This window comes from Streptomyces sp. DI166 (assembly GCF_900091315.1).
GTDB lineage: Bacteria > Actinomycetota > Actinomycetes > Streptomycetales > Streptomycetaceae > Streptomyces > Streptomyces fuscus.
Genome location: NZ_FLSP01000045.1, coordinates 27377 through 52917, shown reverse-complemented (window position 1 = coordinate 52917; position 25541 = coordinate 27377). Strand labels below are relative to the sequence as shown.

Here is a 25541-nt window from a genome sequence, read left to right as displayed (position 1 = left end):
CGGTCGGCGCCACCAGGCGAAACGCATACTCTCATGCCGCGCCCCGTCCGGAAGGCAGGCGGAGCGGGACAGCGGGAATTCGCCCACCGATTACGGAATTACGCACGCCGATACGTACTGCGGAACCGCACATACGTAATGGGGCCTACGTATCCCGGGCCCACCATCCACGGAGGTTCACGTGAAACCCAGCACCGCCGCCGCGGGAACTGTCCCGCCGGGGCCCGAGAAACCCGTGGACATGGCGCGCATGCGGGCCGACCCGCTGGAGTTCGTGACCCGCATGCACCGCGAGTACGGCGACATCACCAGCCATCTCGGCGACGGCGAGCGGGTGTTCATGCTCCACCGCCCCGATCTCGTACGGCACGTACTGAAGGACAACGTCGCCAACTACACCAAGGCGAACACCCCGGACGACGCGATGCTGCGCCCGCTGCTCGGCAACGGTCTGCTCACCAGCAACGGCGAGGAATGGGCCCGCCAGCGCAAGCTGTGCGCACCGGCCTTCCGCCGTACCGCCGTCACCACCTTCGACGGGATCATCACCGAGGAGACCGAGGCCCTGGTCCGGCGCTGGCGGCCCGCCATGCGCGAGGGCGCCGTCCTGCCCGTCGAGCACCACCTCACCTCGCTGACCCTGGCGATCCTCACCCGGGCGGTGCTCGGCGTGGACCTGGGCACGGCGGGCGAGGGCTTCGGCCGTGCCGTGGACGCGGCCAACCGCTTCATGGGCCACTACGTACCCGACCCCGACCCGGACCCCGAGGACACGGCGCTGCGCCGCCGCGGATACGTACAGGCCCGCACCTTCCTCCAGTTGATCGCCCGCACGGTGATCGCCTCGCGCCGCGCGGCCGGAGCCGGGGCGGCCGACGCCTCCCTGCTGGACGCGATGATCGGGCAGCTCGACGACGACGCCCTGCGCGACCAGGTGCTGACGCTGGTGATGGCGGGCCACGAGACCACCGCCAAGGCGCTGACCTGGACCCTGTACCTGCTGGACCGGCACCCGGAGGAGGCCGACCGGGTCCGCGCCGAGGTCGACCGGGTGCTCGGCGACCGCACGCCGACCGCCGCCGACCTGCCCGCCCTGGAGCACTGCCGGCGGGCCGTGGAGGAGGCGATGCGGCTCTACCCGCCGGTCTGGCTGATCTCCCGCCGCGCGGTCGGCCCGGACAGCATCGAGGGGTACGACATCCCGGCCGGGGCGCTCGTCTGCGTCAGCCAGTGGGTCCTGCACCGCCACCCGGACCACTGGGAGCGGCCCGATGCGTACGTACCCGACCGGTTCGCCGGCACCTCCGCCCTGCCGAGCCATCTGTACCTGCCCTTCGGCGGCGGCGAGCGCACCTGCATCGGACGCCATCTCGCCCTGGTGGAGGCCACGTTGGTGCTGGCCGTCCTGATGCGTTCGGCCCGGCTGGAAGTGGAGCCGGGCTTCCGGGTGGAGCCGGAGGCCCTGGTGACCCTGCGCCCCAAGTACGGCATGCGAATGACTGCGAGGCCCCGATGACCACCACTCCCGCCCGTCCCGCCGCCGGTTCCTACGATCCCGCGGCCACCACCTCCGGCGGCCTGGCCGGTGAACTGGCCCGGCTGGAGGCGCAGGCCGCGCTCTCCTTCGACGAGGAGCTGCGGGTCCTGCGCGAGTCGGGCGTCGACGAGTCGTGCGGCCCCCTCGTCGAGATCGGCGCCGGGTCCGGGGCGGTCACCCGGCGGCTGCGCGCGGCGCTGCCCGGCCTGCCGGTGACCGCCGTCGACGTCGACGGCGACCTCCTCGCGCACGCCGAGGGGTGCGGCGCCGACCTGATCGTCGCGGACGGCGCCGACCTGCCGCTCCCCGACCGCTTCGCGGGCTGTGTGCTGCTGCGGTACGTACTCCAGCACCTCGCCGACCCGCTCCCGATGCTCACGGAGGCGCTGCGCGTGCTGCGTCCCGGCGGCCGCATCGTGGTCACCGAGGTGGACGCCTCCTGCTGGGGGCTGGCCGACCCGGCCTTCCCCGAACTCGCCTCCGTGCACGCCAAGCTGACGCAGGCCCAGGCGTCGGCGGGCGGCGACCGCATGATCGGGCGGCGGCTGACCCGGCTGCTGCGCTCGGCCGGGTACGCCGAGGTGGCGCTGCGTCCCTTCGCGACCACCAACGACGACCGGCCCACCGAGGACTTCGCCCCGCACCTGGGCCCCGGCCGTCTGCAGCCGCTGGTGGCCTCCGGGGCGCTGACCCTCGCCGAGTTCGCGCTGGCCGCGGACCGCTGGAACCGCTTCCGCAAGGACACCGACGCCTACGTGATGCTGCTCGGCCTGACGGCCACCGGCATCGCACCCCGCTGACCACTGCACCACCGCCCACGCACACCACGGATTGGACCAAGCCCGCCATGAACCCCAACCTGCGCATCTTCCTGACGATCTTCTGCTACATCAGCGCCGTGATGGGCGTGGTCACCGCGGTGCTCAACGCCAGCCAGAAGCCCGCCGAGACCACCGCCGCCGTCGTCTCCGGCGTCATCGGCGTGGTGTTCCTGTTCGCCGGCCTGGCCCTGAGCCGCCGACCCCGGCACTGACTGCGACCCCCGGACGGGACGGCGTGATGTTCTCCTTGGACGCGGTGGGCCACTTCTTCCTCGCCGCCGCCGTCGTCCTCGCCGTGTCACGGGGCGCCGGAGCCCTCGTGGCACGGGCGGGCCAGCCGCGGGTCATGGGCGAGGTGGTGGCCGGCATCGCCCTGGGCCCCTCGCTCCTGGGCGCGGTGAGCCCGCGCCTCGCGGGCCTGCTGTTCCCGCCCGAGGTGCTGCCCATGCTCTTTGGCCTGGCCCAGCTGGGGCTGGCCCTGTTCATGTTCGCGGCCGGTCAGGAGCTGTCCACCGCGCGGCTGCGGGGCACCGGCAGGCAGGCCCTGGCGATCAGCCAGGCGTCGCTGCTGGTGCCGTTCGCGGCGGGCGCCCTGGTGGCGCTGCCGCTGCACGGCAGGTACGCGCCCGACGGGGTGCCCCGGGCCGCCTTCGCGCTGTTCGTCGGCTGCGCGCTCAGCATCACCGCGTTCCCGGTGCTGGCCCGCATGCTGGAGGACCTGGGCCTGACCCGTACCCGCCCCGGCCGGCTGAGCCTGTACGCGGCGGCGGTGGGCGACGCGGGCGGCTGGCTGGCGCTCGCGGCGATCCTGGCCTTCTCGCAGGGCTCCGGCCTCGGCCAGGCCCTGGCGCGCACCCTGGCGGCGGTCGCCGTCGTCGCCGTGTTCCTGGGACCGGTGCGCCGTCTCGCCGCGGGCCCGCTCGCCCGCTGGACGGAGCGGGCCGAGCCGGGCGCGGCCGGCACCGCGCTGGTGGTGGCGGTCGGCTGCTCGGCGGCGCTGACCGCGGCCGTGGGGATGCACCAGCTCATCGGCGCCTTCCTGGTCGGCCTGGTCTGGCCGCCCGGCCACCGCCCCGGCTCCCGCGCCGCCGCCACGGCCCTGATCGACACCGCCAGGACCGTCCTGCTGCCCTTCTTCTTCCTGGGCTTCGGACTGGGCGTCGACCTGGGCGCGCTCCGGCCGACCGCGGGCACCTGCGCGGTCCTGGGCCTGCTGCTGGCCGCGGCGGTGCTGACGAAGACCGGCGGTCCCGCTCTGGCGGCACGGCTGACCGGTCTGCCGCGCCGGGAGTCCTGGGCCGTCGGCATCCTGCTGAACACGCGGGGCCTGACCGAGCTGGTCGTCCTTGAGATCGGCCACGAGGCCGGGCTGATCGACTCCAGCCTGCTGGCCCTGCTCACGGCGGTGGCCCTGCTCACCACCGCGATGACGGCACCGCTGCTGGCCGGGACGGGAACGCGTCCGGACCCCGCCCCAGCGCCCCGCGGGGCCCGCGGCACGGCGAGAGCCCGCCCCGGCACCCGGCGCTGACGGCCGGTGCCCGGACGGGCTCTCGTGGGCTTGCGCGGGGCGTGCCGGTTACTCCTCGTCGCCCTCGGGCTTGTCGGCGTCGTTGATCTCCTGCTCCAGGCCCAGCTGCTCGACCAGCCACTTGTCGAACTCGATGGCGGCGCGCACCCAGCTGACCGTGGAGGACACGAAGTGCTCCAGGCTGACGCCGGTGCCGATCAGCATCTGCGCCTCGCCGATCAGGCGGACGGTGCCGTCGTCGTGGGTGTGGGTGTAGAGCTTGGGCCACAGGGTGCGCCGGTTCCAGTCGTCGATGGACTCCAGCAGCTGCGGCTTCTCGTCGATCTTGTGCGGGCGGTCGTAGAAGGTCCGCACGGAGAAGACCTGCTGCTCTCCCTCTCCGCGGAACATGAAGTAGGTGCGGAACTGCTCCCACGGCGCCGCGAGGTCACCCTCGTCGTCGACGACGTACTTCAGCTCCATCTGGTCGAGGAGCTGCTTCACGAGGTCCTGATCCGGGACGACGGGGCCCGCCGGTCCTTGGGGCTGCGGCTCGGGCTGGCCCCCGAAGTTCGGAATCGAGGACGGGTCGATGCTCACCGTGTTTTTCCCTTCGTACGGATCCCGCCATCCTCCCCCATGCGGGGAGGGGGTGGCAAGCCTTGACGGGGCCTGTCAGCCTTCGGCTGACAAGATCTGGCCGGTATGGAGGGCGGGGGACATGTACAGGACACTCAAAACGGGGCCCGGACGGACCAGATGGGGGATCGTGGCCGGGATCCTGGCGCTTCCGGTCCTGGCCATCGGCGGGCTCATCGCGCTGATCGTGTTCTACGTACTGTTCCAGGCCGACCACGACGGATACGCGGGGCAGAACGTCCCCTGCGCCGACGTGCTGCACTTCGGCGGCGCCGAGCTGCCCGAGAGTGCCGAGAACATCGGCCCCTGCACGGAGCAGGGATTCCAGGAGCTGCGCTACGTCGCCCGCTTCCGCATGCCCCGCGCCGAGGTGACGGACTGGCTGATCTCGACCTACGACGCCGTCCCCCAGCAGGGGCCCTGCGGGTCCCTGGAGGCGGATCTGTGCCTGACCGAGGAACACCCCGACGGCCACCCCGACGCCGGGGCGGGCACCGTCACCGTGCAGGTGAAGTACAAGGACTCCGAGACCGCGCGGGTCAGCTTCCTCGCCTCCACCGAGTGACGGCGCCCGGCCGTGTTACAGCGTCTTCCCGGTCGCCGGGCCCACGATCAGGCCGTCGCCGAAGGTGTCGACCCGGACCGTGTCCCCGTCCTTGATCTCGCCCGCCAGGATCTCCTTGGCGAGCCGGTCGCCGATGGCCGTCTGGACCAGGCGGCGCAGCGGGCGGGCGCCGTAGGCCGGATCGTTGCCCTCGTCGGCGAGCCAGGCCAGGGCCGCGTCGGTGACCTCCAGGGTGAGGCGGCGCTCGGCGAGCCGCTTGGCCAGCCGGTCGATCTGGAGGCGGGCGATACGGGACAGCTCGTCCTTGGTGAGCGCGGAGAAGACCACCAGGTCGTCCAGGCGGTTGAGGAACTCCGGCTTGAAGGACGCGCGCACGACCTCCAGCACCTGCTCCTTCTTCTCCTCCTCGCTGCTGATCGGGTCCACCAGGAACTGGCTGCCCAGGTTGGAGGTGAGCACCAGGATGGTGTTGCGGAAGTCGACCGTGCGGCCCTGGCCGTCGGTGAGCCGTCCGTCGTCCAGCACCTGGAGCAGGATGTCGAAGACCTCGGGGTGCGCCTTCTCCACCTCGTCCAGCAGGACCACGGAGTACGGGCGACGCCGCACCGCCTCCGTCAGCTGGCCGCCCTCCTCGTAGCCGACGTAGCCGGGCGGGGCGCCGACCAGGCGGGCCACGCTGTGCTTCTCGCCGTACTCGGACATGTCGATGCGGACCATGGCCCGTTCGTCGTCGAAGAGGAAGTCGGCGAGCGCCTTGGCCAGTTCGGTCTTGCCGACGCCGGTCGGGCCGAGGAAGAGGAAGGAACCGGTGGGCCGGTCCGGGTCGGCGATGCCGGCGCGGGTGCGCCGTACCGCGTCGGAGACGGCCTGCACGGCCTCCGACTGGCCGATCAGGCGCTTGCCCAGCTCCTCCTCCATGCGCAGCAGCTTCTGCGTCTCGCCCTCCATCAGGCGCCCGGCGGGGATGCCGGTCCAGGCGGCCACGGTGTCGGCGATGTCGTCGGCGCCGACCTCCTCCTTGACCATGGTGTCCTTGGCGGCCTCCTCCTCGGCCTGCGAGGCGGCGGCCAGGTCCCGTTCCAGGGAGGGGATCTCGCCGTACAGCAGCTTGGAGGCGGTGTCGAAGTCGCCGTCGCGCTGGGCCCGTTCGGCCTGGCCGCGCAACTCGTCGAGCTTCTCCTTGAGTTCACCGACCCGGTTGAGGGACTGCTTCTCCTTCTCCCAGCGTGCGGTCAGGCCGCGCAGCTCCTCCTCCTTGTCGGCGAGGTCGCGGCGCAGCCGCTCCAGGCGCTCCTGGGAGGCGGGGTCGGTCTCCTTGCTCAGCGCCAGCTCCTCCATGCGCAACCGGTCGACGGCGCGCTGGAGTTCGTCGATCTCCACGGGCGAGGAGTCGATCTCCATACGGAGCCGGGAGGCGGCCTCGTCGACCAGGTCGATGGCCTTGTCGGGCAGGAAGCGGGAGGTGATGTACCGGTCGGAGAGGGTGGCCGCGGCGACCAGCGCGCTGTCGGCGATCTGCACCTTGTGGTGGGCCTCGTAGCGGCCCTTGAGCCCGCGCAGGATCGCGATGGTGTCCTCGACGGTCGGCTCGGCGACCAGCACCTGCTGGAAGCGCCGCTCCAGCGCCGGGTCCTTCTCGATCCGCTCGCGGTACTCGTCGAGCGTGGTGGCTCCGACCATGCGCAGCTCACCGCGGGCGAGCATGGGCTTGAGCATGTTCCCGGCGTCCATGGCGGAGTCGCCGCCCGCACCGGCGCCGACGACGGTGTGCAGCTCGTCGATGAAGGTGATGATCTGCCCGTCGGAGTCCTTGATCTCCGCGAGCACGGTCTTCAGCCGCTCCTCGAACTCACCGCGGTACTTGGCGCCCGCGACCATCGCGCCGAGGTCCAGCGCGACCAGCCGCTTCTCCTTCAGCGACTCGGGCACGTCCCCCTTCACGATCCGCTGGGCGAGCCCCTCCACGACGGCCGTCTTGCCGACGCCGGGCTCGCCGATGAGCACGGGGTTGTTCTTCGTACGGCGCGACAGCACCTGCACGACCCGGCGGATCTCCTGGTCCCGGCCGATGACCGGGTCGAGCCGGCCCTCGCGCGCGGCGGCCGTCAGATCGGTACCGAACTTCTCCAGGGCCTTGTACTGGCCCTCCGGATCGGCGGTGGTCACCCGGCGTCCTCCCCTTGCCTTCCTGAACGCCTCCAGCAGCTTCTCCGCGGTGGCCCCCTGCCGGGAGAGTACGTCCCCGGCCTGGCCGCCCTTGGCGGCGATACCGATGAGCAGGTGCTCGGTGGACAGGTACTCGTCACCGAGGTCCTTGGCCCTGGCCTGCGCGTCGGCGATCACGGCGAGCAGTTCCCGGTTGGGCTGCGGCGGGGCGACGGTGGACCCGGTCACGCTGGGCAGCCCGGCGAGCACCTTCTCGGCGCCGGAACGCACGGCGGCCTGGTCGGCCTCGACGGCGGCGAGCAGGTCGGTGATGTTCTCGTTGTCCTGGCCCTGGAGCAGAGCCAGCAGCAGATGGGCCGGCGTGAGGTCCGGGTGCCCCTCGGTCAGCGCCCGGTTACCGGCCGCGTTGATCGCTTCCCGGCTCCTGTTGGTCAGCTCTGCGTCCACGTGTGCGCTCTCCTCCTGTTCGACAGCCCTGTCCACGCTGACTCATCCAACGTACACAAAGTTGAGTCTATTCCACTCAAGTATGTGCCGGGAGGCTTCCGCGGACTAAGTTCCGGCACCATGACTCACTCCGTGGACCCGGGCGCGCCCGACACCCCGTTCCTCAGCTTCTGGCGGGAACGGCACCTGTGCACGCTGACGACGCTGCGACCGGACGGCAGCCCCCATGTGGTGCCGGTGGGCGTGACCTACGACCCCGGGGCACGGCTGGCCCGGGTGATCACGAACAAGAACAGCAGGAAGGTGGCCCATGTCCTGGCCGCCGGGCCGGACGGGGCACGGGTCGCGGTGTGCCAGGTGGACGGCGGGAGGTGGGCGACGCTGGAGGGGCGGGCGCGGGTGCGCACCGAGCCGGAACGGGTCGCGGACGCCGTGGAGCGCTACGCCGAGCGCTACGAGCGCATGCCCGCCCCCAATCCGGACCGCGTGGTGATCGAGATCGAGCTGGAGCGGGCCATGGGACGCGGCTGAACCGCCCGCCCGTCGACTTCCGGCCACCGCGGATTTTGGTTGATAACCGGAAATGTCCCGCAAAACACAGCGGCGTCACCGTGTTCAGGTCACGGTGACGCCGCTGCGGGGGGAAGCACCTGAGCGATCTTTTACGACGGGGGAATCGCGTCAGGCACTGCGGGGGGTGGCTGAGATGGTCCGGGGTGCCGGGACCCCCGGGTCCACCACTTGCTGGTGGTCCCGCTGGTCCAGGTTCACAAAGATCATTCCGTAGCGGATGGCGCATCGCACGGGCTGCGGCGCGCCCCGGGGCCGGCGCAGGCACCGGTAGGCCCGCACGTCCTCGTCCTCGTCCCGGGTGACGACGACCGGTTCTCCGAAGACGGTCACCATCAACGAGTCACCGGGGTGGGGGATCGCGGTGACAAGATCGATGAAGTGCCATCCGGAGCGGTAGGCGGTGGCCATTTCGCGACGGAAGGTTCGGTCGTCGGGTGGGGTGGTCATGCCGGAGCACTCCAGCTGCTGTCGTCCGTGCTCCAGGAGCTGTCACCGGGCGCCTTGGAGGAGCTCCACGAGCTGTCACCCGGCGTCTCGGAGGCCGCGACGACCCAGCTACTGTCCCCGGCGACGGTCACAGTCGCGGTACGCCAGCTGCTGTCCGCCCGGGCATCGCCCTTCGCCCCGGCCAGGCCACCCAGCACTCCAACAGCCACAACGGCGGAGAAGGCGGCGGCAAGCGCCGAGCGAAGCATCTTCTTATGCATAGTCGGCTTCGTCCTCATCTGAAGGTCACCTCTCCCCCGTCGTTTAAGACGATGGCCCATTCCGGCACGTCATGGCCACACGATCGGTGCATCATGTTCCTGCACGTTCAGGACCCTGGGGGGTGGAGAATTGGCCACGAATGAGACTAAGGGGACACATCCTCACGCGCTGACGGAGCTTTGCGACGAAGGCCGTCGTCTCTACGGCAACGCACTCCGGACGGGACGGATCACCCGCGCGGACGTCGAACCCGCGCCCTGTCTGATGGAGTTCGCCCTCCTTCATCCCGACCCCGATGACGCGAACTGGCTGCGCCCGGTCCCCCCGTCGGTCGCGCTGGCCCAGCGGATGAACCCGATCGAGCGCGAGATCAGCGCACAGCGCCGGCTGTCGATCGAACTCGCCGAAGCATTCGAGCCGTTCATGACGCTCAGCGCGCAGGCACCGGCCACCACCCACTCCATCACCGTGCTGGAGGGCATCGAGCGCATCAACGCCGCCCTCGACCTGGCCACCGCCCAGTGCACCACCGAGATGCTCACGGTCCAGCCGATGCGCCGCCGCCCCGAGCACACCCTGAACCAGGCCCTGGAGCGCGACCGCCCGCTGATCGAGCGCGGCTGCCGCATCCGCACCCTCTACCAGCACCCCGCCCGCTACAGCCCCGAGACCCTCGCCTACGTCTCCCAGTTCACCGACGGCAAGGTGGAGTACCGCACCATCGACGAACTCGTCGAGCGGCTGATCATCTGCGACGAGACCGTCGCCTTCATCCCCACCCGCTCCGACGGCGAGGTCGCGCTCGAACTGCGCCACCCCGGACTCGTCCGCTACCTCATCAAGGTCTTCGAGTTCATGTGGGGCCGAGCCGTCCCGCTGAGCACCGGCGCCCCCTACGAGACCGACACCGACGGCATCACGGAGATCCAGCACTCCATCGCCAAGCTGCTCGTCGAGGGCCACGTCGACGAGGCCATCGCCCGGCGCCTGGGAATGAACGTACGCACCTGCCGCGCCCACATAGCCAAGCTCGCCACGGCCCTCGGCAGCGGCAGCCGCGCCCAGCTCGGCTATCTCATAGCCCAGTCGGGCATCCTCGACCAGGACCGCACGGTGCCGGGACAGGACAGCCACCTGTGATGGTGGAGCACCGGCACGCCGCGCAGGAGGACATCTGCGCCGAGGGGGTGGCCCTGTACAGCCGTGCGCTGCACGAGGGCCGGGTCCCGGCGGGCGAGGCGGCGGACCTGCCCTGCCTGCTGCGGGCCGGGCTGCTCCACCCCGACCTCGACGACACCCGCTGGTTACGCCCGGTCGCGCCCGTACTGGCCCTGCCCCGCCTGCTGCACACCATCGCCGAGGACGTCGCCCGGCAACGGCGGGCCGAGGCCCGGCTGGTGGAGGTCTTCGCACCGCTGGTCCGGATCGACAGCAGACGCACCGGAGCGCAGGGCACCCCCACCATCAGCGTGCACAGCGGGCTCGACCGCATCCGGCAGACCATCACCGCGATAATGGCCGACAGCTCCGGCGAACTGCTCGCCATCCAGCCGCACATCAGCCACACCCAGGCCGCGCCCGACTCCCGGGCCGACGCCCTCACCCGCGACCAGGAGTTCCTCGACCGCGGCGGCCGCATCCGCACCATCTACCAGCACACGCTGCGCCACTCGCCCTCCGTCCGGGCCCGCTACGAGCAGCTCAAGGGCGACGCGGAGGCCCGCACCCTCGACGAGGTCACCGACCGTCTGCTGATCATGGACCGTTCGGTGGCCTTCATCCCCGCGAACGCCAACCGCTCGCTCGCCCTGGAGATCCGCCAGCCCGCGCTCGTGGAGTTCCTCGCCACCGCCTTCGACCGCCTGTGGCGGCTGGCCACCCCGCTGTACCCGGAAGGGTTCCCGCAGCGCCCCCCGGACGGCATCACACCCCGCCAGCGGGCCATCGCCCGCCTCCTGGTCGAGGGGCACACCGACACCGTCGTCGCCGACCGCCTCGGCATGAACGTCCGTACCGCCCGCGTCCACATCGCCAAGCTCGCCTCCGCCCTGGGCAGCGACAGCCGGGCCCAACTCGGCTACCTCATCGCGACGTCGGGCATCCTCGACCAGCAAGGAGTGGCCGAATGACCGCGGCGCCGCACCCCGAGCACGGCGTGGAGGACCTGTGCGACGCGGCCGCCGAGCTGTACGAACGGGCCCTGCGCGAGGGCCATGTCGGCATCGCCGACGCGGCGGGCGCCCCCTGTCTGACCGAACTGGGGCTGCTCTACCCCGGTATGACGGCCCCCGGCCGCCTGGAGCCGCTGTCCCCGGCGGTGGCCCTGCACCAGATGCTGCGTACGGCCGAGGAGCGGGTCGCGGAGGAGCGCCGCAGGGAGGAGCGGCTGGCCGCGCTGTTCGAGCCGCTGATGCGCGTCGACGGCCCTCCGGGGCGTGCCTCGGACCTGCCCTCGGTCACCGTCCTGAGCGGCCTGGACCGTATCGCCGGGACCATCGCCGCGGCCATGGCCGCCGGAGCCATGGAACTGCTCGCCGTACAGCCGCACGTCACGCACACCCAGTCGCCGCCCAGCGCGCACGCCGAGGCCATGGCCCGCGACCAGGCGCTGCTGGACCGCGGCGGCCGTATCCGCACCCTCTACCAGCACACCCTGCGCCACGCGCCCACCGTCACCGCCCGGTACGAGCGGCTGCGCGGGAACGTGGAGGCGCGCACCCTGGACGAGGTGACGGAACGTCTCATCATCCTGGACCGCACGGTCGCCTTCGTCCCGGCCAGCGCCGACCGCACCCTCGCCCTGGAGATCCGCCACCCCGCGATCGTCGCCTTCCTCGGGACCGTCTTCGACCGCCTGTGGCGGCTGGCCACGCCCATGTACCCGGAGGCCGTCCAGCAGCCCGTCCACGACGGCATCACGCCCCGCCAGCGGGCCATCGCGGCGCTGCTCGTGGAGGGCCACACGGACGAGGTCATCGCCAACCGGCTCGGCATGAACGTGCGTACCGCCCGGGTGCACATCGCCAAGCTGGCGGCGACGCTGGGCAGCGACAGCCGGGCCCAGCTCGGCTATCTCATCGCCCGGTCCGGGATCCTCGGTCGGGCAGGCTCATAGCGGGCGAGGGCAGCCCGTCCGCGGCCTGCGCCGGTCCGTCCGCGGCCTGCGCGGGCCCGACCAGGCCCACCTGTGCGATCCGCACGCCCAGCTGGGTGCGGCTGGCCGCGCCGAGCGTCTCGGAGAGCCGGGCGATATGGGCCCGGCAGGTGCGCACGCTGATGCCGAGGCGCTCGGCGATGACCGCGTCCTGGTGGCCCTCGGCGAGCAGCGCGGCAATCGAGCGCTCGCGGTAGGAGATGCCCTCGATACCGGTGTCCGGCAGCGGCGCGGTGAGCGGGATCGCCAGGCGCCACAGCCGCTCGAAGACCGTCACCAGATACTGCACGAGCGCCGGCTGGCGGATCTCCAGGGCGAGGGTGCGGTCGGCGTTGGCCGGGATGAAGGCGACCGTGCGGTCGAAGAGGATGAGCCGGTCGATGACCTCCTCCAGGGTGCGGGCCTCCACGGCGTCGCCCATCAGCTCCAGGTAGGTGAGCAGTCCCTGCCCGTGCCGGGCCACATGCGTGTACAGGTCCCGCATCCGCACCCCGCGGGCGCGCAGCGCCATCGCCCGGTGCAGGCCCTCGGTCAGCTCGTGCTCGGGGCGGATGCCGCCCGGCTGCACGGTGAGCACCTCGGTGGTGCAGGCCTCGGTGGCCGCGTCCATCGCGGCCTGGATCCGGGAGAGCCCGTCCAGGACCCGGATGGCGCTGCCCTCACCGGCGGAGTTCTGCGGCAGCGGGCCGAGTCCGGCGTACCACTCGAAGGCGGCCACCGCCGAGCCCATCCGCCGCTGGCTGGCGCTGACCTCGTCGTACACCCCGCGCAGCAGCCGGGTCATCACCTCCTGCGGGGAGGTCGGCAGCAGCCAGGCCATGTCGTCCGGGTCCGGGTGGAGCAGGGCCAGCTCCACCAGACAGGGCACCTCTTCCACGTCCGCGCGGGGCACCCGGCCGCGCCGCACGGCGCGGGAGTACACCCGGTCCCCGACCTCGCACAGTCGGTCAGCACCGTGTGGGTGCTCGTCCATCCCGTGCCCGGCCATCGCCCATCCCACCCCCGGTTTCCGCGTGTTCCGCAGCGCAACTATGCGCGGACGAAGCGTGCTCCGCAACACGCCTCAGGGACTGAGTCAACCCAAATTCGGCCGCTTTGCCAGGGTTTGGCGCCGGACATGTGATCACGCATTCCGGACATGCCGAGGGGGCCCGGTCCGAAGCGGAACCGGGCCCCCAGGCGTGTCCGGGGCGACCGCGGGCTACTTGAGGTCGATCGCCTCGCAGGCGGCCTTGTACTTGCCGGCGCAGATCTCGCTCAGCTTGTAGATGCCGTCGTTGACGACGGTCTCGCTGATGTTCTCCGTCGTCAGCGCGACCACGGGGACGAGCTGGGCGGGGATGTCCTTGTGCGTGGGGCTGTCGACGCGGTCCGCGGTGAGCGAGTCGAACTTGATGTCCTTGCCCTGGACCTTGGCGACGGCCATCTCGGCGGCCGCCTGGGCCTCCTCGGGGTAGGACTTGTAGACGCTCATGTACTGCTCGCCGGTGATGATGCGCTGCACGGCGTCGAGTTCGGCGTCCTGGCCGGTGATGGGCGGCATGTCGGTGACACCGGCGGCCTTGAGGGCCTTGATGACACCGCCGGCCATGCCGTCGTTGGCGGCGTAGACGGCGGCGATGTTGTCGACACCGATCTTCGCGATGTCCTGGGTCATGTGCTCCTGGGCGTTCTCCGGCTTCCAGTCCTTGACGTCGTGCGTCGCGGCGATGGTGACCTGGCCGTTGAGCTCGGAGAGCGCGCCCGACTTGAACTGCGCGGCGTTCGGGTCGGTGGGCGAGCCGTTCATCATGACGATCTTCGTCGAGGTGTCGACGTCACCGCCGAGCGCGGCCATCAGGGAGCGGCCCTGCACCTCGCCGACCAGCTCGTTGTCGAAGGAGATGTAGGCGTCGATCGGGCCCTGGGCCAGGCGGTCGTAGGCGATGACCGGGATCCCGGCCTGCTTAGCCTTCTCCACCGTTCCGGCGATGGACTCGGCGTCCACGGCGTCCAGCAGGATGACGTCGACCCGGTCGTCGATCATCTTCTGCATCTGGTTGGTCTGGGTGGCGGCGCTCGCGTCGGCGTTGGAGTAGACGACCTCGCCCTTGTTCTCCGTGAGCTCGGCCACCGTGGCCCGGACGATCGGGTGGTCGAACTTGTCGTAGCGCGTGTTCGCCTTCTCCGGCAGCAGCAGCCCCACGGTGATGTCATCACCCTTGGTCGGGCTCGCGTCCGCACTGTCGCCCGTCACACCCAGGGCGCCACAGGCGGAGAGCGAAAGGGTCAAAGAGGACGCGGCCACGCATATGGCGATACGACGCATTGGGGAGCTCACTTCTGGTGCCTTCCGGACGCGGGCGCAGCATTGCGACCCAGGTGACTGAAAAGCCAACGCGGCACCGCCCCCCAGCGTCAAGCGGAATCACTTAACGAGTGCGCAACACCACGCTCCGCTTGGCTTGTGAAGGTCTGACGGAATCCCCTCCAACTGGCCTTTACCTCCCCTCCGTACAACCATCGCGCCCCCTCGGGAGTCGTGATCACGTCAGTGCACGACCTCCAGAGGACCGAATGAACCCAGCCAGAGGCACGGCGGCCGTCGCCGTGCTCGCCACCGCGGCCGGCCTGATGACCGCCGCCGCGGCCCCCGCTTCGGCGGCCGTCACATGCGCCTCACCGGTGTTCAAGCGGACGTTCTACGCGAACACCACCTTTTCCGGCACCCCGAAGAAGACCGACTGCGACAGCGCGATCGACCAGAACTGGGGCACGGGCGCCCCGGCCTCCGGACTGCCGGGCAACTCCTTCGGCGTCCGCTGGACCGTGACCCGCGACTTCGGCTCCGGCGGGCCGTTCCGGATCAGCGCGTCGGGCCTGGACGGCATCCGCGTCTACGTCGACGGCACGCGGAAGCTCAGCCTGTGGAAGAACGGCTCGGCCACGGTGTCCAAGAACGTCGACCTGACCCTCGCCAAGGGCAAGCACACCCTGCGGATCGACTACGTCAACTGGACGGGCTCCGCCAAGGTCAAGTTCTCCTACGCCCCGCGTACCTCCGCCTCCGTCGACAAGGTCGCCCCGCTCAAGCCCACGGGCGCGGCCGTCGCGTACGACAGGGCCACCGGCAAGGCCAAGCTGACCTGGGCGAAGAACAAGGAGATGGACCTGGCCGGGTACCAGGTCTACCGCCGCGAGAAGGGCGGCACCTACCCGTCGGCCCCGCTGGCGACGACGACCTCCGCCTCGTACACGGACAGCACGCTGCCCGTGACGGGCGCCGCCTACGAGTACACGGTCCGCGCCCACGACAAGGCCGGCAACAAGTCCTCCGCAACGGCGTCGCTCCCGGTCACCACGGCCGACCGGACGCCGCCGGCGGTACCGGGCGGCCTGACCGCGGGGTCCGAGGCCGAGGGGCTGAGCCTGAACTGGTCCCCCGTCACGGGCGCCGCGTCCTACCGGGTCTACCGCTCCACGACCCCCGACGGCACGTACACGCGCCTGGCGACCACCACCGCGGCCACCCACATGGACACCACGGCCGCGGAGGGCTCCGCCTACACCTACCGGGTCACCGCCCTGGACTCGTCGGGCAACGAGTCCGCCCGCTCCGCCCCGGTCACCGCCCGGCGCGCCGACCTGACACCGCCACCGGCGGTCACGGGCGTCCAGGTCACCCCGACCGAGTACGGCTTCCACATCACCTGGCACCCGAACCCGGCCCCGGACCTGGCGAACTACGTGGTCCGCCGCGGCGAACTCCTGGGCGACGAGGAGGAGCAGGTCTGCTCCCTCTACCCCGGCTACTACGTCGGCCCGGACACCACGTCGTACCGCTACGAGACCGTCCCCGACGGCGACGTCTCCTGCTTCATCGTCGACGCCATCGACGACGCCGGGAACTCCTCCTTCACATGGACGGGCGAGGCCCAGATCGTCGTGGCGACGGAACTGGACCTGACGCGGTAGAACCCTGACGTCGTGGAACGACGGGAGGCCGGGCCCGCTCGCGCGGACCCGGCCTCCTTTCACTGTCCCTGCCTCACCACAGCGACACGTAGGGCGACATCGCCGGGTACCAGGCGAGCGCCAGACACGGCAGCAGACACACCCGCACCGCCGTCAGCGACCAGCCCACCCGCCGGGGCCACAACTGCTCCCTCGACACCAGCGCAAGGGTCAGCACCAGCGACAGGGCGAGTCCTATGCTCGACCACTTCATGTAGGGCACGTCCGCGAGGAACACATACGGGTCGTCCCGCCAGGTCCACAACGTCCTGGCCACGAGCAGGGTCGCGATCGCCTCCGCGGCGACGATCCACACCCTGGGTCCGGGGCGCATCAGTACCACCGCGGCTTCGGCCGGTAGATCCAGATCTTCATCTTGGGCTCGGCGTTCTTCTGGGCAGACAGGCTGCGGTACTTGTAGTTCTTGTTGTGCTGGGTGACGTAGATCTTGCCGTTGCTGATCTTGCTGATGATCGAGGCGTGGTCGATCTTCCCGTCGTTCTTCCAGTCGTAGAAGACGATGTCCCCGGTGAACGCGTTGCTCGTGTTCCGCTTGGAGTCCAGCATGTGCCGTTCCATGAACGTTTTGAGATAGGCCGCGTTGATCCAGGTGTACGTCTCGTCGTGGAACCAGTTGCTCGGCTTGCGCCACCAGTAGCTCTTGCTCTTGTGGTCCTCGTCCCCGGAGCCCTTCATCTTGACGCTGCCGCCGTAGTGGATCGCCCGGGAGACGAAGTTGGTGCAGTCCTGGCTGTACATGGCCGGCGCGTTCCAGTTGCTCACGGCCCAGGTGGCCGCTCCCGTGCGCAGGTAGGTACCGGTCTGCAGGGCGTCGGCGGAGACCGTGGTGACCCCGGTCTCGCTGCCGTCGTCCGTGGAGTCGCCGTCGAACTCCGAGGCGTCGAGCCCGTCCGGCAGGACGTCCGTCTCGACGGAGTGGGCGAAGTCGGCGAGCGCGGCGGGCGTCGGCCGCACCACCGCCTCCTTGGCCGAGGCGACGACCGCGGAGAGCAGCACCGGCTTGGTACCGGCCGAGAAGGTGTAGCGCACCTCGGTCACGCCGGTCTGCTCGGTCGGGTCGGCGGTCTCGGTGCTGACGTCGGTCACGATGGTGTCCCGGGTCTGCACCTTCGCCCGCAGCACGACGGTCTGGCCGTCGGCGGACGGCATCGCCAGGACGTCGCTGAACGTCGCGTCGGGCGCGACGTTGTCCGAGTCGTCCTCCGAACCGGACACCCGCTCGCGCAGCAGCAGTTCCTGCTCTGCGGCGAGGCGTGCGACGAACTGGGGGCCGTACGCGCTGCTCGCCGCGGCGGTGTTCGCGTCGACATGGCTGCCCTGGACGAGACCGCCCCTGGCGGCGTAGTAGGCCTCCAGAACCGCCGCGTACGCGTTCGTGCCGCCCGGCACGGCCGCCGGGACGATGCCGGCCGAGGTGGCTGTCGCGCCGGTGCCGTAGGTGTTCCGGCCGGTCACCTTGAAGGTGTACGTGATGTCCCCGGCGTCCGCGTCGAGGCCGTCGAAGACCGCGGACAGGCCGGTCGTGGTCTTCGTGCCCACGGTCGTCCCGTCGGAGGCCACCGCGGTGACCGTGTAGGTGACGGTGTCGGTCGGCTCGCCGACGAACTCCGCCGCGGACCAGGTCACCAGGGCGCCGTTCTCGCCGGGCACCGCCCTGAGGTCGGTCACCGCCTCGGGCGGGGTGCCGGTGGTGCCGGAGGGCGCGGGCTCCTCGGCCACGTCGACGGTGAACGTCTGGAGCGCGGTGTACGCGGAGCAGAGGCCGTCCGCGCAGGCCCGCATCTTCCAGCGGTAGGTGGAGCCGTCGGCCAGCAGACCGGACGGCACCTCGGCGACGGCCCGGTCGCCGTCCTGGACGGAGGCGGTGAGCGGCTCGCCCACGGGCGCGCCCGAGGCGTCGTAGAACAGGTACTCGGCCGACACCGAGCCCCGGCCCGCGGCCGTGACGACCCCGGTGAGCAGCGGGGTGGTGGTCTGGGTCGCGCCGGTGGCGAGGTCGCCGGGGACCTCGGGCACAGGGGCCTTGGACGTGTCGACCGTGAAGTTCTTCCAGGCGCTCCAGGCCGTCGAGTGGTCCGTGCCGTCGAAGCTCCGGGCCCGCACCCGCAGGTGCTTGCCGTTCGGCAGCGGGTTGGAGTCCGGTACGGCGAGCGCGGCGGTCTCCCCGGTGTCGACGTACGGCGTGTCCGCGGTGAGCGTGTACGTCGTGTCGTTGTACGCCGGGTTCGGCTCGATGGCGTACTGCGCGCGCACCCGCTGCGGCTCGCTGTCGTCGACCAGGGCCGAGAGCACCGGAGTGGTCGAGGTGACCACGCTGGTGCCGGTGACCGGTGCCAGGGACGGTGCGGCGGGCACCTCGGGGTAGGTGTTGTAGGTGATCGTCAGATGCGGTTCCGTCGCGCCGTTGCCGCCGGAGACGTAGTTGGCGGAGTGGAAGCGCCGCCAGGTGTAGGAGTCCTTCTCGTCGACGCCGCGGACCAGCAGCCCGTGGTTGGCCGTGCCGCTCGTCCACGCCTGGACGATGGCGTCGATGTCGAAGTTCAGGTTGCCCGCCGGGCAGTCCGCCGAGAAGCCCTTGGCCCCGGTGTTGACGACCTGTCCGGTGGTGGTGGACGCGGGCGGGTCGGCCCAGGTCACGGCGGACGGCGTCCATGCCTCGGTCACCCGGCGCACGGCGGTCCCTGAGCCACCAGTGCAGGAGGAGGACCAGTACGAGTACAGGGCCAGGTTGGTGTCGATGACGTGGACGCCCTGGTACGCCGACACGTCGAACTTCAGGAACGAGCGCGCGACGGTGGAACCGCCGTTGTACGTGCCCGACTTCAGCTCGGTCGAGGAGACCTGGGAGTCGGGGTAGTTGGTGGCCACCCAGGTGTCGGTGGTGGCCGACAGCGTGCTCGTCGGGTCGACGGTGACCGGGTAGGTCAGGTCCTGCGCGAAGAAGCCGGCGTCCGGGCGCAGGACGAGGGTCTGCGAGCCGTCGGCGGCGGTCTCGATCTCGGTGTCCACGGGTGCGAGGTGCTTCGGCTCCCCGGACCGCTCGTCCACCGAGGAGTCCCACATCATCGGTGCCGGGGCCTCGGCGACCAGCTTGCCCGCGCCGTTCTTCAGCAGCAGGTGCCCGGAGTCCGCCTCGGAGAGGGTGAGGCCCTTGAGGGTGACCGGGATGCGGTAGGTCAGGTCCTCCGTCGGCGCCTCGTCGAGGAGCACGTTCTGGGAGAAGCCCTGCTTGAGGGCGGTGACCGTGAGGGTCTGTCCGTCGCCGAGGTCGTAGGAGGCGGTGTCGTCCTTCACCGTCGGCGTGGGAAGGGTCTCCTCCCATCCCAGCGCCATGACGGCGCTCCCCTTGGCGACGGAGGCGAGCTTGCGGTCACCGCCGTCGGAGACGGTGATGTCGGCGGCCGCCGCCTGCGGCTCCAGTGCCGGGCCCTCGTCGGCGAGTTCGGTGTCGATGGGGCTCCAGGAGCCGTCGGCCTCCTGGATCCGCACCGGTCCCGCGTAGGTCTCGGCGGTCAGGGTGCCGTCCGGGTTCACGTACACCGAGGAGGTCTCTGTGCGCTGGGAGAGCAGCTCGATGCGGCGGTTCTGTATGTGCGCGTTGCGCCGGGCCGCCTGCTCCTCGCTCAGCCCGAGCAGCTCGGCTATGTCGGGCTCGCTGTCGCCGAGCGTGACGGCCGTGGCGGGGCTGTTCACGATCTGGTCGGTGTCCGGCGCCGGCGGGGACGCCAGGTAGGGGTCACCGGTGAGGAAACCGGCGAGGGTCAGCGCCGCGGTGGCCTGAACCCACCGTCTTCGGCTGGTGCGTTGCACTCCAACTCCTTTTCAGAGCCCCCGTGTTCCCGAGGGGCGGAGTGCGAGGTATACCGGTGATCTTGGCCGGATGGTGATCCCGTGACTGAAAAGTGATCATGATCGGTGGGAGTCGTGGAGAAAACATGACGAAGGGGCCGCGGGTCACCAAGACCCGCGGCCCCTTGCGCGTACCGTACGCGCGTCAGTCGTTCTGCTGGCGTTTGGGGCGCCAGACCACCAACGCGCTGGTCTGCTGGACTTCCTGATACGGCACCAGATCGCGGCGGTACGAGGCGTGCACCGCCGCCTCGCGCTGCTGCATCGCCGCGGCGGCGCCGTCGAGCGCCGACTGGAGTTCGGCGACCCGGGCCTGGAGTGCGGCGACCTGGTTCTGCAGTTCGATGATCCGCTTGATGCCGGCCAGGTTGATGCCCTCGTCCTGCGACAACTGCTGCACCGTGCGCAGCAGTTCGATGTCGCGGGCCGAGTAGCGACGGCCCCGTCCGGCCGTGCGGTCCGGAGACACCAGGCCCAGTCGGTCGTACTGGCGCAGCGTCTGCGGGTGCAGGCCGGAGAGCTGGGCCGCCACCGAGATGACGTAGACCGGGGTGTCCTCGGTCAGTTCATACGGATTGCGTCGACGGCCGTCCATCTGGCATCAAGCTCCCTTCGCGGCCTGGAACAGCTCCGCCCGCGGGTCCTCGCCCGCGGTCGCCTCGCGATACGCCTCCAGCGCGTCACGAGCCTTCCCCGTCACGTCCTTCGGGACACGCACCTCCACGGTGACCAGCAGGTCCCCGCGTGTGCCGTCCTTGCGGACCGCGCCCTTGCCGCGGGCGCGCATGGTGCGGCCGTTGGGCGTGCCCGGAGGCAGCTTCAGGGTGACCGGCGGCCCGCCCAGGGTGGGCACCCTGACCTCGCCGCCGAGCGCCGCCTCCGCAAACGTCACCGGCACCGTCACCGTCAGGTTGTCGCCCTTGCGTCCGAAGACCGGATGGGAGTCCACATGCACCGTGACGTACAGGTCACCGGACGGACCGCCCCGCTCGCCGGGCGCGCCCTTGCCGCGCAGCCGGATGCGCTGGCCGTCGTTGACCCCGGCCGGGATGCGCACCTGCATGGTCCGCGAGGACTTGGCCCGGCCGCTGCCCTTGCAGATCTCGCAGGGGTTCTCGGCGATCAGGCCGCGGCCCTTGCAGTCCGGGCAGGGGTCGGTCAGCGAGAAACCGCCGCCCGAGCCCCGGGCGACCTGTCCGGTGCCGACGCAGGTCGGGCAGACCCGGGGGTTGCCGTTCTTGTCGCCGGTGCCCGAACAGGCCTTGCACGGAGACTGCGAGGACATCCGCAGGGGCACCGTGGCGCCCTCGATGGCCTCGGTGAAGGTGAGCGTGACCTCGGTGTCGATGTCCTGGCCGCGCCGGGGCTGCACCCGGCCGGTGCCGGACGAACCCCGGTTGAACAGTCCCCCGAAGACGTCACCGAGCCCGCCGCCGAAACCGCCGGCGCCCGCGCCGCCGCCGCCCTGGGCACCCCCGAAGAGGTCGCTCAGGTCGAAGTTGAAGGAGCCGCCGCCCGCGCCCGGCCCCGGCCGGAAGCCGCCGTTGCCGAACAGGGCGCGGGCCTCGTCGTACTCCTTGCGCTTCTTGGGGTCGCCGAGGACGTCGTTCGCCTCGGAGATCTCCTTGAAGCGCTCCTCGGCCTTGGCGTTGCCCTTGTTGGCGTCCGGGTGGAACTCGCGCGCGAGCTTCCGGTACGCCTTCTTGATCTCGGCCTCGGTGGCGTCCTTGGGGACGCCGAGGACCTTGTAGTAGTCCTTCTCGATGAAGTCCTTGGTGCTCATCCCCGACGTCCCTCCTTCCTGCTGTGATCAGCCCTCTTCAGAGCCGTTGTCCTTCTCCTCGCCGGCCTCGGAGGCGTCCTCGGCCTTGACGTTCTGCGCGCCCGGCTGGGGCTCGGCGACAGCCACCCGCGCGGGCCGGATGGTGCGCTCGCCGATGCGATACCCCGGCTGGAGGATCGCGACGCAGGTCGTCTCGGTGACGTCCGGCGCGTAGGAGTGCATCAGCGCCTCGTGGATCGTCGGGTCAAAGGGCTCGCCCTCCTTGCCGAACTGCTGCAGACCCATCTTCGCCACGACGGTCTCCAGCGACTCCGCGACGGACTTGAATCCGCCGACGAGCTCGCCGTGTTCCCGCGCGCGGCCGATGTCGTCGAGCACGGGCAGGAGTTCGGTGAGGAGGTTCGCGATGGCGATCTCCCGCACCGTGATCCGGTCCCGCTCCACGCGGCGGCGGTAGTTCTGGTACTCGGCCTGGAGCCGCTGGAGGTCCGCGGTGCGCTCACCGAGCGCGGTACGGACCTGGTCCAGCTGGGCGATCAGACCGGGGTCCGGTGTGGTCGTTGCTGCTGCGTCCCCGGCCGGGGCCGCCCCCTCGGGGGTGGCGGCCTTCGGCTCGGCGTCGTCGGGGGTCGCGCCGGAGGGGACGTCGGGCTTCTCCTCGAAGCCCGGGGTCTCCTCGGTCACGCGGCACCGTCCTTGCGCTCGTCGTCGACGATCTCGGCGTCGACCACATCGTCGTCGGCTGCCTTGGCACCGGCGTCACCGCCGCCGGGGGCGGCCTGTCCGGCCTGGGCGTCGGCGTACATGGCCTGGCCGAGCTTCTGCGAGACCGCGGCGACCTTCTCGGTGGCGGTGCGGATCTCGGCGGTGTCCTCGCCCTTGAGCGCGGCCTTCAGCTCCTCGACGGCGCCCTCGACCTCGGTCTTGATCTCGCCGGGGACCTTGTCCTCGTTGTCCTTGAGGAACTTCTCGGTCTGGTAGACGAGCTGCTCGCCCTGATTGCGGGTCTCGGCGGCCTCGCGGCGCTTGTGGTCCTCCTCCGCGTACTGCTCCGCCTCCTGGCGCATGCGGTCGACCTCGTCCTTCGGCAGCGAGGAGCCGCCGGTGACGGTCATCTTCTGCTCCTTGCCCGTGCCCAGGTCCTTGGCGGTCACGTGCATGATGCCGTTGGCGTCGATGTCGAAGGAGACCTCGATCTGCGGGACGCCGCGCGGCGCCGGCGGCAGACCGGTCAGCTCGAACATACCGAGCTTCTTGTTGTACGCCGCGATCTCGCGCTCGCCCTGGTAGACCTGGATCTGCACGGACGGCTGGTTGTCCTCGGCCGTGGTGAAGATCTCGGACCGCTTGGTCGGGATCGTGGTGTTGCGCTCGATGAGCTTGGTCATGATGCCGCCCTTGGTCTCGATACCGAGGGACAGCGGGGTCACGTCGAGGAGCAGGACGTCCTTGACCTCACCCTTGAGGACACCGGCCTGGAGCGAGGCGCCGATGGCGACGACCTCGTCCGGGTTCACACCCTTGTTGGCCTCCTTGCCGCCGGTCAGCTCCTTGACGAGCTCGGCGACGGCGGGCATACGGGTGGAGCCACCGACGAGGACGACGTGGTCGATCTCGTTGATGGAGACACCGGCGTCCTTCATGACGTTGAAGAACGGGGTCTTGCAGCGCTCCAGCAGGTCCGCGGTCAGCTGCTGGAACTGAGCGCGGGTCAGCTTCTCGTCGAGGTGCAGGGGGCCCTCGGCGGAGGCGGTGATGTAGGGCAGGTTGATCGAGGTCTCGGTGGACGAGGACAGCTCGATCTTGGCCTTCTCGGCGGCCTCGCGGAGGCGCTGGAGGGCCATCTTGTCCTTGGACAGGTCCACGCCGTGACCGGACTGGAACTGCTTGACCAGGTAGTCGACGACACGCTGGTCCCAGTCGTCACCACCGAGGTGGTTGTCACCGTTGGTGGCCTTCACCTCGACGACGCCGTCGCCGATCTCCAGCAGGGACACGTCGAAGGTGCCGCCACCGAGGTCGAAGACGAGGATCGTCTGGTCGTCCTTGTCGAGGCCGTAGGCGAGCGCGGCCGCGGTGGGCTCGTTGACGATACGAAGGACGTTCAGACCGGCGATCTCGCCGGCCTCCTTCGTCGCCTGGCGCTCGGAGTCGTTGAAGTAGGCCGGGACGGTGATGACCGCGTCGGTCACCTTCTCGCCCAGGTAGGCCTCGGCGTCCCGCTTCAGCTTCTGGAGGATGAACGCGGAGATCTGCTGCGGGTTGAAGGGCTTCCCGTCGAGCTCGATCTTCCAGTCCGTGCCCATGTGGCGCTTCACGGAACGGATGGTCCGGTCCACGTTGGTGACCGCCTGGCGCTTGGCCACCTCGCCGACGAGCACCTCACCGTTCTTGGCGAAGGCGACGACGGACGGCGTGGTCCTGGCGCCCTCGGCGTTGGTGATGACGGTGGGCTCGCCGCCCTCCAGAACGCTGACGACGGAGTTAGTCGTGCCCAGGTCGATGCCGACCGCACGTGCCATGGTTGATTCCTCCAGCTGACTTGAGTGGAACGGACTCAAGTGTGCATGAGCCGTCGAGCGCGGTCAACAGACCTGAGTCTGTGAGGCTCAACTCTTATCCATTCCTTACACGCAACTGGGCTCCGACCTGCACGGACGCGGTCCGCCGAGACTGCGGACGCTTCACTCTCAAGAGCAGAATCACGACGATCAGGGCACCCGCCGCCACCCACAGCACCCCCGTGGGAGCCATCCGGCCGAGGTGCACCAGCACGCCCACGACCACCGCGGCCGAGGCCGCCGCGCCGAGCACCACGGTCGCGCCCTGCGGGGTCAGCCCGAGCCGCCGCAGCCGGTGCGCGAGATGGTCGGGGCCGCCGCGCAGCAGCGGGCGCCCGCCGAACCGCCGGGCCAGCACCACCAGCAGCACATCGGCGCTCGCCACCGCCGTCAGCGCGAACAGCACGCCCGCACTCGCGGCCCCCTCGTGCCCGGCCCGGGTCACCACGGCCGCCGCGGCGAGCGTGAACCCGGCGAACAGGGAGCCGCAGGCGCCGAGCCCCACGCGCGCGGGATGCCAGTTGTGCATCAGGAACCCGGTCAGCGCGGCGGCCAGCACGCTCAGCAGCACCGCGAGCCCGTCCAGCACCTCCGCCGCAGCGCAGACGCCGACCCCGAAGGCGGTCACCGTGCCGACGGTGGCGGCGAGCCCGTCGGCGTGGTCCAGCGCCCGGAAGGCCAGCGTCACGGCCATGATCCAGCAGACGGCGGCGATGCCGCCCAGCGCCCCGGTCTCCGTGTACGGCACCGCGCACGCCGCCGCCACCGCCGTACCGCCCAGCAGGAACCGCGCCTTGACCCGGCGCGCGTCGGCGATCAGGCCGAGGGCGCCGACCGCCGCGCCCGCGATCAGCAGCCGGACGACATCGGCGCCGAGCGGGGCGGCGCCCGTCCAGTCGCCGGCCACCGCCACCAGGCAGGTGACCGGCACGACGGCCGCGCCGCCGCCCAGCGGCAGGGGGCGCTGCCGGCGCCGGTCGAGCAGTTTCAGGCGCAGGGCGGGGGCACGGACCAGGGCGGTGAGGACGGCGGAGAGGAACAGGGCGGCGGTGGCGGCGGCGATCCCGTAGAGCACGGATCCAAATTAGTGCTGAATGTACTAATTTGGCGTGAATAACACGATCGGTTCTTAAGGCGACCCTCAGCGACCCAGATCACCCCGTCGCTGGCTACAGTGCGACCGAGGATGCGGGTAGTCTCAGAGGACTGCATAA

The 25541-nt window shown here is 70.7% G+C and carries 22 protein-coding genes; 10 read left to right on the top strand and 12 right to left on the bottom strand.

The window, feature by feature from the left end; all coding sequences use genetic code 11:
- Window positions 1–181: 181 nt before the first annotated feature.
- From GA0115233_RS22115 to GA0115233_RS22100, 4 genes are read left to right on the top strand one after another with little or no spacing between them, the layout of a single operon-like run.
- Window positions 182–1516 carry a cytochrome P450 gene (locus GA0115233_RS22115; protein WP_141689552.1) on the top strand — a complete coding sequence of 445 codons (1335 nt, stop codon included), beginning with the start codon at window positions 182–184 and terminating at the stop codon, window positions 1514–1516.
- On the top strand, window positions 1513–2337 hold the full coding sequence (locus GA0115233_RS22110) for a class I SAM-dependent methyltransferase (protein ID WP_093722009.1): 825 nt from the start codon (window positions 1513–1515) through the stop codon (window positions 2335–2337). Before GA0115233_RS22115 ends, GA0115233_RS22110 begins: the two co-directional genes overlap by 4 nt.
- Before the next feature lie 47 nt (window positions 2338–2384).
- Window positions 2385–2570, top strand: coding sequence for a hypothetical protein (locus tag GA0115233_RS22105; protein WP_093722008.1), 186 nt, complete (start codon window positions 2385–2387; stop codon window positions 2568–2570).
- 26 nt (window positions 2571–2596) lie between these two features.
- Window positions 2597–3889, top strand: coding sequence for a cation:proton antiporter (locus tag GA0115233_RS22100; protein ID WP_093722007.1), 1293 nt, complete (start codon window positions 2597–2599; stop codon window positions 3887–3889).
- Between the two features lie 48 nt (window positions 3890–3937).
- On the opposite strand, the gene GA0115233_RS22095 is transcribed toward GA0115233_RS22100, so the two are convergent.
- Window positions 3938–4468 (bottom strand): YbjN domain-containing protein, encoded by a 531-nt coding sequence (locus GA0115233_RS22095; protein ID WP_093722006.1) that lies wholly within the window; start codon window positions 4466–4468, stop codon window positions 3938–3940.
- 121 nt (window positions 4469–4589) lie between these two features.
- Here GA0115233_RS22095 and GA0115233_RS22090 point away from each other — a divergent pair, with 121 nt between their 5' ends.
- Window positions 4590–5072 (top strand): hypothetical protein, encoded by a 483-nt coding sequence (locus GA0115233_RS22090; RefSeq protein WP_141689551.1) that lies wholly within the window; start codon window positions 4590–4592, stop codon window positions 5070–5072.
- A gap of 15 nt (window positions 5073–5087) precedes the next feature.
- Here the strand turns inward: GA0115233_RS22090 and clpB are convergent, their stop codons facing one another.
- Window positions 5088–7685, bottom strand: a complete 2598-nt coding sequence (gene clpB / locus GA0115233_RS22085) for an ATP-dependent chaperone ClpB (RefSeq protein ID WP_093722004.1) — start codon at window positions 7683–7685, stop codon at window positions 5088–5090.
- A 120-nt stretch (window positions 7686–7805) separates the two neighbouring features.
- Between clpB and GA0115233_RS22080 the strand changes: the two genes are divergently transcribed.
- Window positions 7806–8216 (top strand): pyridoxamine 5'-phosphate oxidase family protein, encoded by a 411-nt coding sequence (locus GA0115233_RS22080; RefSeq protein ID WP_176711897.1) that lies wholly within the window; start codon window positions 7806–7808, stop codon window positions 8214–8216.
- A gap of 150 nt (window positions 8217–8366) precedes the next feature.
- On the opposite strand, the gene GA0115233_RS22075 is transcribed toward GA0115233_RS22080, so the two are convergent.
- Window positions 8367–8705, bottom strand: coding sequence for a hypothetical protein (locus GA0115233_RS22075; RefSeq protein WP_093722003.1), 339 nt, complete (start codon window positions 8703–8705; stop codon window positions 8367–8369).
- A gap of 390 nt (window positions 8706–9095) precedes the next feature.
- On the opposite strand from GA0115233_RS22075, the gene GA0115233_RS22065 reads away from it, so the two are divergent.
- Genes GA0115233_RS22065 through GA0115233_RS22055 form a run of 3 tightly spaced genes read left to right on the top strand, consistent with a single transcriptional unit; the run spans window position 9096 to window position 12081 of the window.
- Window positions 9096–10106 (top strand): helix-turn-helix transcriptional regulator, encoded by a 1011-nt coding sequence (locus GA0115233_RS22065; RefSeq protein ID WP_093722002.1) that lies wholly within the window; start codon window positions 9096–9098, stop codon window positions 10104–10106.
- On the top strand, window positions 10106–11095 hold the full coding sequence (locus GA0115233_RS22060) for a helix-turn-helix transcriptional regulator (protein WP_093722001.1): 990 nt from the start codon (window positions 10106–10108) through the stop codon (window positions 11093–11095). Before GA0115233_RS22065 ends, GA0115233_RS22060 begins: the two co-directional genes overlap by 1 nt.
- Window positions 11092–12081, top strand: coding sequence for a helix-turn-helix transcriptional regulator (locus tag GA0115233_RS22055; protein ID WP_093722000.1), 990 nt, complete (start codon window positions 11092–11094; stop codon window positions 12079–12081). The genes GA0115233_RS22060 and GA0115233_RS22055 overlap by 4 nt, the downstream gene beginning before the upstream one ends.
- Here GA0115233_RS22055 and GA0115233_RS22050 read toward each other — a convergent pair.
- Window positions 12041–13108, bottom strand: coding sequence for a helix-turn-helix transcriptional regulator (locus GA0115233_RS22050; protein ID WP_093721999.1), 1068 nt, complete (start codon window positions 13106–13108; stop codon window positions 12041–12043). The genes GA0115233_RS22055 and GA0115233_RS22050 overlap by 41 nt on opposite strands.
- Window positions 13109–13321: 213 nt before the next feature.
- The gene (locus tag GA0115233_RS22045; RefSeq protein WP_093721998.1) at window positions 13322–14428 is read right to left on the bottom strand and encodes a substrate-binding domain-containing protein; all 1107 of its coding nucleotides are present in this window, start codon (window positions 14426–14428) and stop codon (window positions 13322–13324) included.
- A gap of 248 nt (window positions 14429–14676) precedes the next feature.
- On the opposite strand from GA0115233_RS22045, the gene GA0115233_RS22040 reads away from it, so the two are divergent.
- Window positions 14677–16074, top strand: a complete 1398-nt coding sequence (locus GA0115233_RS22040; RefSeq protein WP_093721997.1) for a fibronectin type III domain-containing protein — start codon at window positions 14677–14679, stop codon at window positions 16072–16074.
- Between the two features lie 73 nt (window positions 16075–16147).
- Here GA0115233_RS22040 and GA0115233_RS22035 read toward each other — a convergent pair whose 3' ends face one another.
- The 7 genes from GA0115233_RS22035 to GA0115233_RS22005 form a co-directional block, all read right to left on the bottom strand.
- On the bottom strand, window positions 16148–16447 hold the full coding sequence (locus tag GA0115233_RS22035; protein ID WP_141689550.1) for a hypothetical protein: 300 nt from the start codon (window positions 16445–16447) through the stop codon (window positions 16148–16150).
- Window positions 16447–19944 carry a DNRLRE domain-containing protein gene (locus GA0115233_RS22030; protein ID WP_093721995.1) on the bottom strand — a complete coding sequence of 1166 codons (3498 nt, stop codon included), beginning with the start codon at window positions 19942–19944 and terminating at the stop codon, window positions 16447–16449. Before GA0115233_RS22030 ends, GA0115233_RS22035 begins: the two co-directional genes overlap by 1 nt.
- 184 nt (window positions 19945–20128) lie before the next feature.
- Window positions 20129–20578: a heat shock protein transcriptional repressor HspR gene (locus GA0115233_RS22025; RefSeq protein WP_093721994.1), complete on the bottom strand. Its 450-nt coding sequence runs from the start codon at window positions 20576–20578 to the stop codon at window positions 20129–20131.
- Between the two features lie 6 nt (window positions 20579–20584).
- Window positions 20585–21766, bottom strand: a complete 1182-nt coding sequence (gene dnaJ / locus GA0115233_RS22020; RefSeq protein WP_093721993.1) for a molecular chaperone DnaJ — start codon at window positions 21764–21766, stop codon at window positions 20585–20587.
- A 27-nt stretch (window positions 21767–21793) separates the two neighbouring features.
- Complete coding sequence (gene grpE / locus GA0115233_RS22015; protein ID WP_093721992.1) at window positions 21794–22450, bottom strand: nucleotide exchange factor GrpE; 657 nt, start codon at window positions 22448–22450, stop codon at window positions 21794–21796.
- Window positions 22447–24288 carry a molecular chaperone DnaK gene (gene dnaK, locus GA0115233_RS22010; protein WP_093721991.1) on the bottom strand — a complete coding sequence of 614 codons (1842 nt, stop codon included), beginning with the start codon at window positions 24286–24288 and terminating at the stop codon, window positions 22447–22449. Before dnaK ends, grpE begins: the two co-directional genes overlap by 4 nt.
- Before the next feature lie 94 nt (window positions 24289–24382).
- Window positions 24383–25402, bottom strand: a complete 1020-nt coding sequence (locus tag GA0115233_RS22005) for an MraY family glycosyltransferase (RefSeq protein ID WP_093721990.1) — start codon at window positions 25400–25402, stop codon at window positions 24383–24385.
- Window positions 25403–25541: the final 139 nt, after the last annotated feature.

Bases quoted from the DNA above. Each gene is read 5' to 3' on its own strand.
- GA0115233_RS22045 (WP_093721998.1), bottom strand. From the start codon at position 14,428: ATGCGTCGTATCGCCATATGCGTGGCCGCGTCCTCTTTGACCCTTTCG.
- GA0115233_RS22035 (WP_141689550.1), bottom strand. From the start codon at position 16,447: ATGCGCCCCGGACCCAGGGTGTGGATCGTCGCCGCGGAGGCGATCGCG.
- GA0115233_RS22060 (WP_093722001.1), top strand. From the start codon at position 10,106: ATGGTGGAGCACCGGCACGCCGCGCAGGAGGACATCTGCGCCGAGGGG.
- GA0115233_RS22100 (WP_093722007.1), top strand. From the start codon at position 2,597: ATGTTCTCCTTGGACGCGGTGGGCCACTTCTTCCTCGCCGCCGCCGTC.
- dnaK (WP_093721991.1), bottom strand. From the start codon at position 24,288: ATGGCACGTGCGGTCGGCATCGACCTGGGCACGACTAACTCCGTCGTC.
- GA0115233_RS22110 (WP_093722009.1), top strand. From the start codon at position 1,513: ATGACCACCACTCCCGCCCGTCCCGCCGCCGGTTCCTACGATCCCGCG.
- GA0115233_RS22090 (WP_141689551.1), top strand. From the start codon at position 4,590: ATGTACAGGACACTCAAAACGGGGCCCGGACGGACCAGATGGGGGATC.
- GA0115233_RS22080 (WP_176711897.1), top strand. From the start codon at position 7,806: ATGACTCACTCCGTGGACCCGGGCGCGCCCGACACCCCGTTCCTCAGC.
- GA0115233_RS22025 (WP_093721994.1), bottom strand. From the start codon at position 20,578: ATGGACGGCCGTCGACGCAATCCGTATGAACTGACCGAGGACACCCCG.
- GA0115233_RS22050 (WP_093721999.1), bottom strand. From the start codon at position 13,108: ATGGCCGGGCACGGGATGGACGAGCACCCACACGGTGCTGACCGACTG.
- GA0115233_RS22040 (WP_093721997.1), top strand. From the start codon at position 14,677: ATGAACCCAGCCAGAGGCACGGCGGCCGTCGCCGTGCTCGCCACCGCG.
- GA0115233_RS22105 (WP_093722008.1), top strand. From the start codon at position 2,385: ATGAACCCCAACCTGCGCATCTTCCTGACGATCTTCTGCTACATCAGC.
- dnaJ (WP_093721993.1), bottom strand. From the start codon at position 21,766: ATGAGCACCAAGGACTTCATCGAGAAGGACTACTACAAGGTCCTCGGC.
- GA0115233_RS22075 (WP_093722003.1), bottom strand. From the start codon at position 8,705: ATGACCACCCCACCCGACGACCGAACCTTCCGTCGCGAAATGGCCACC.
- GA0115233_RS22055 (WP_093722000.1), top strand. From the start codon at position 11,092: ATGACCGCGGCGCCGCACCCCGAGCACGGCGTGGAGGACCTGTGCGAC.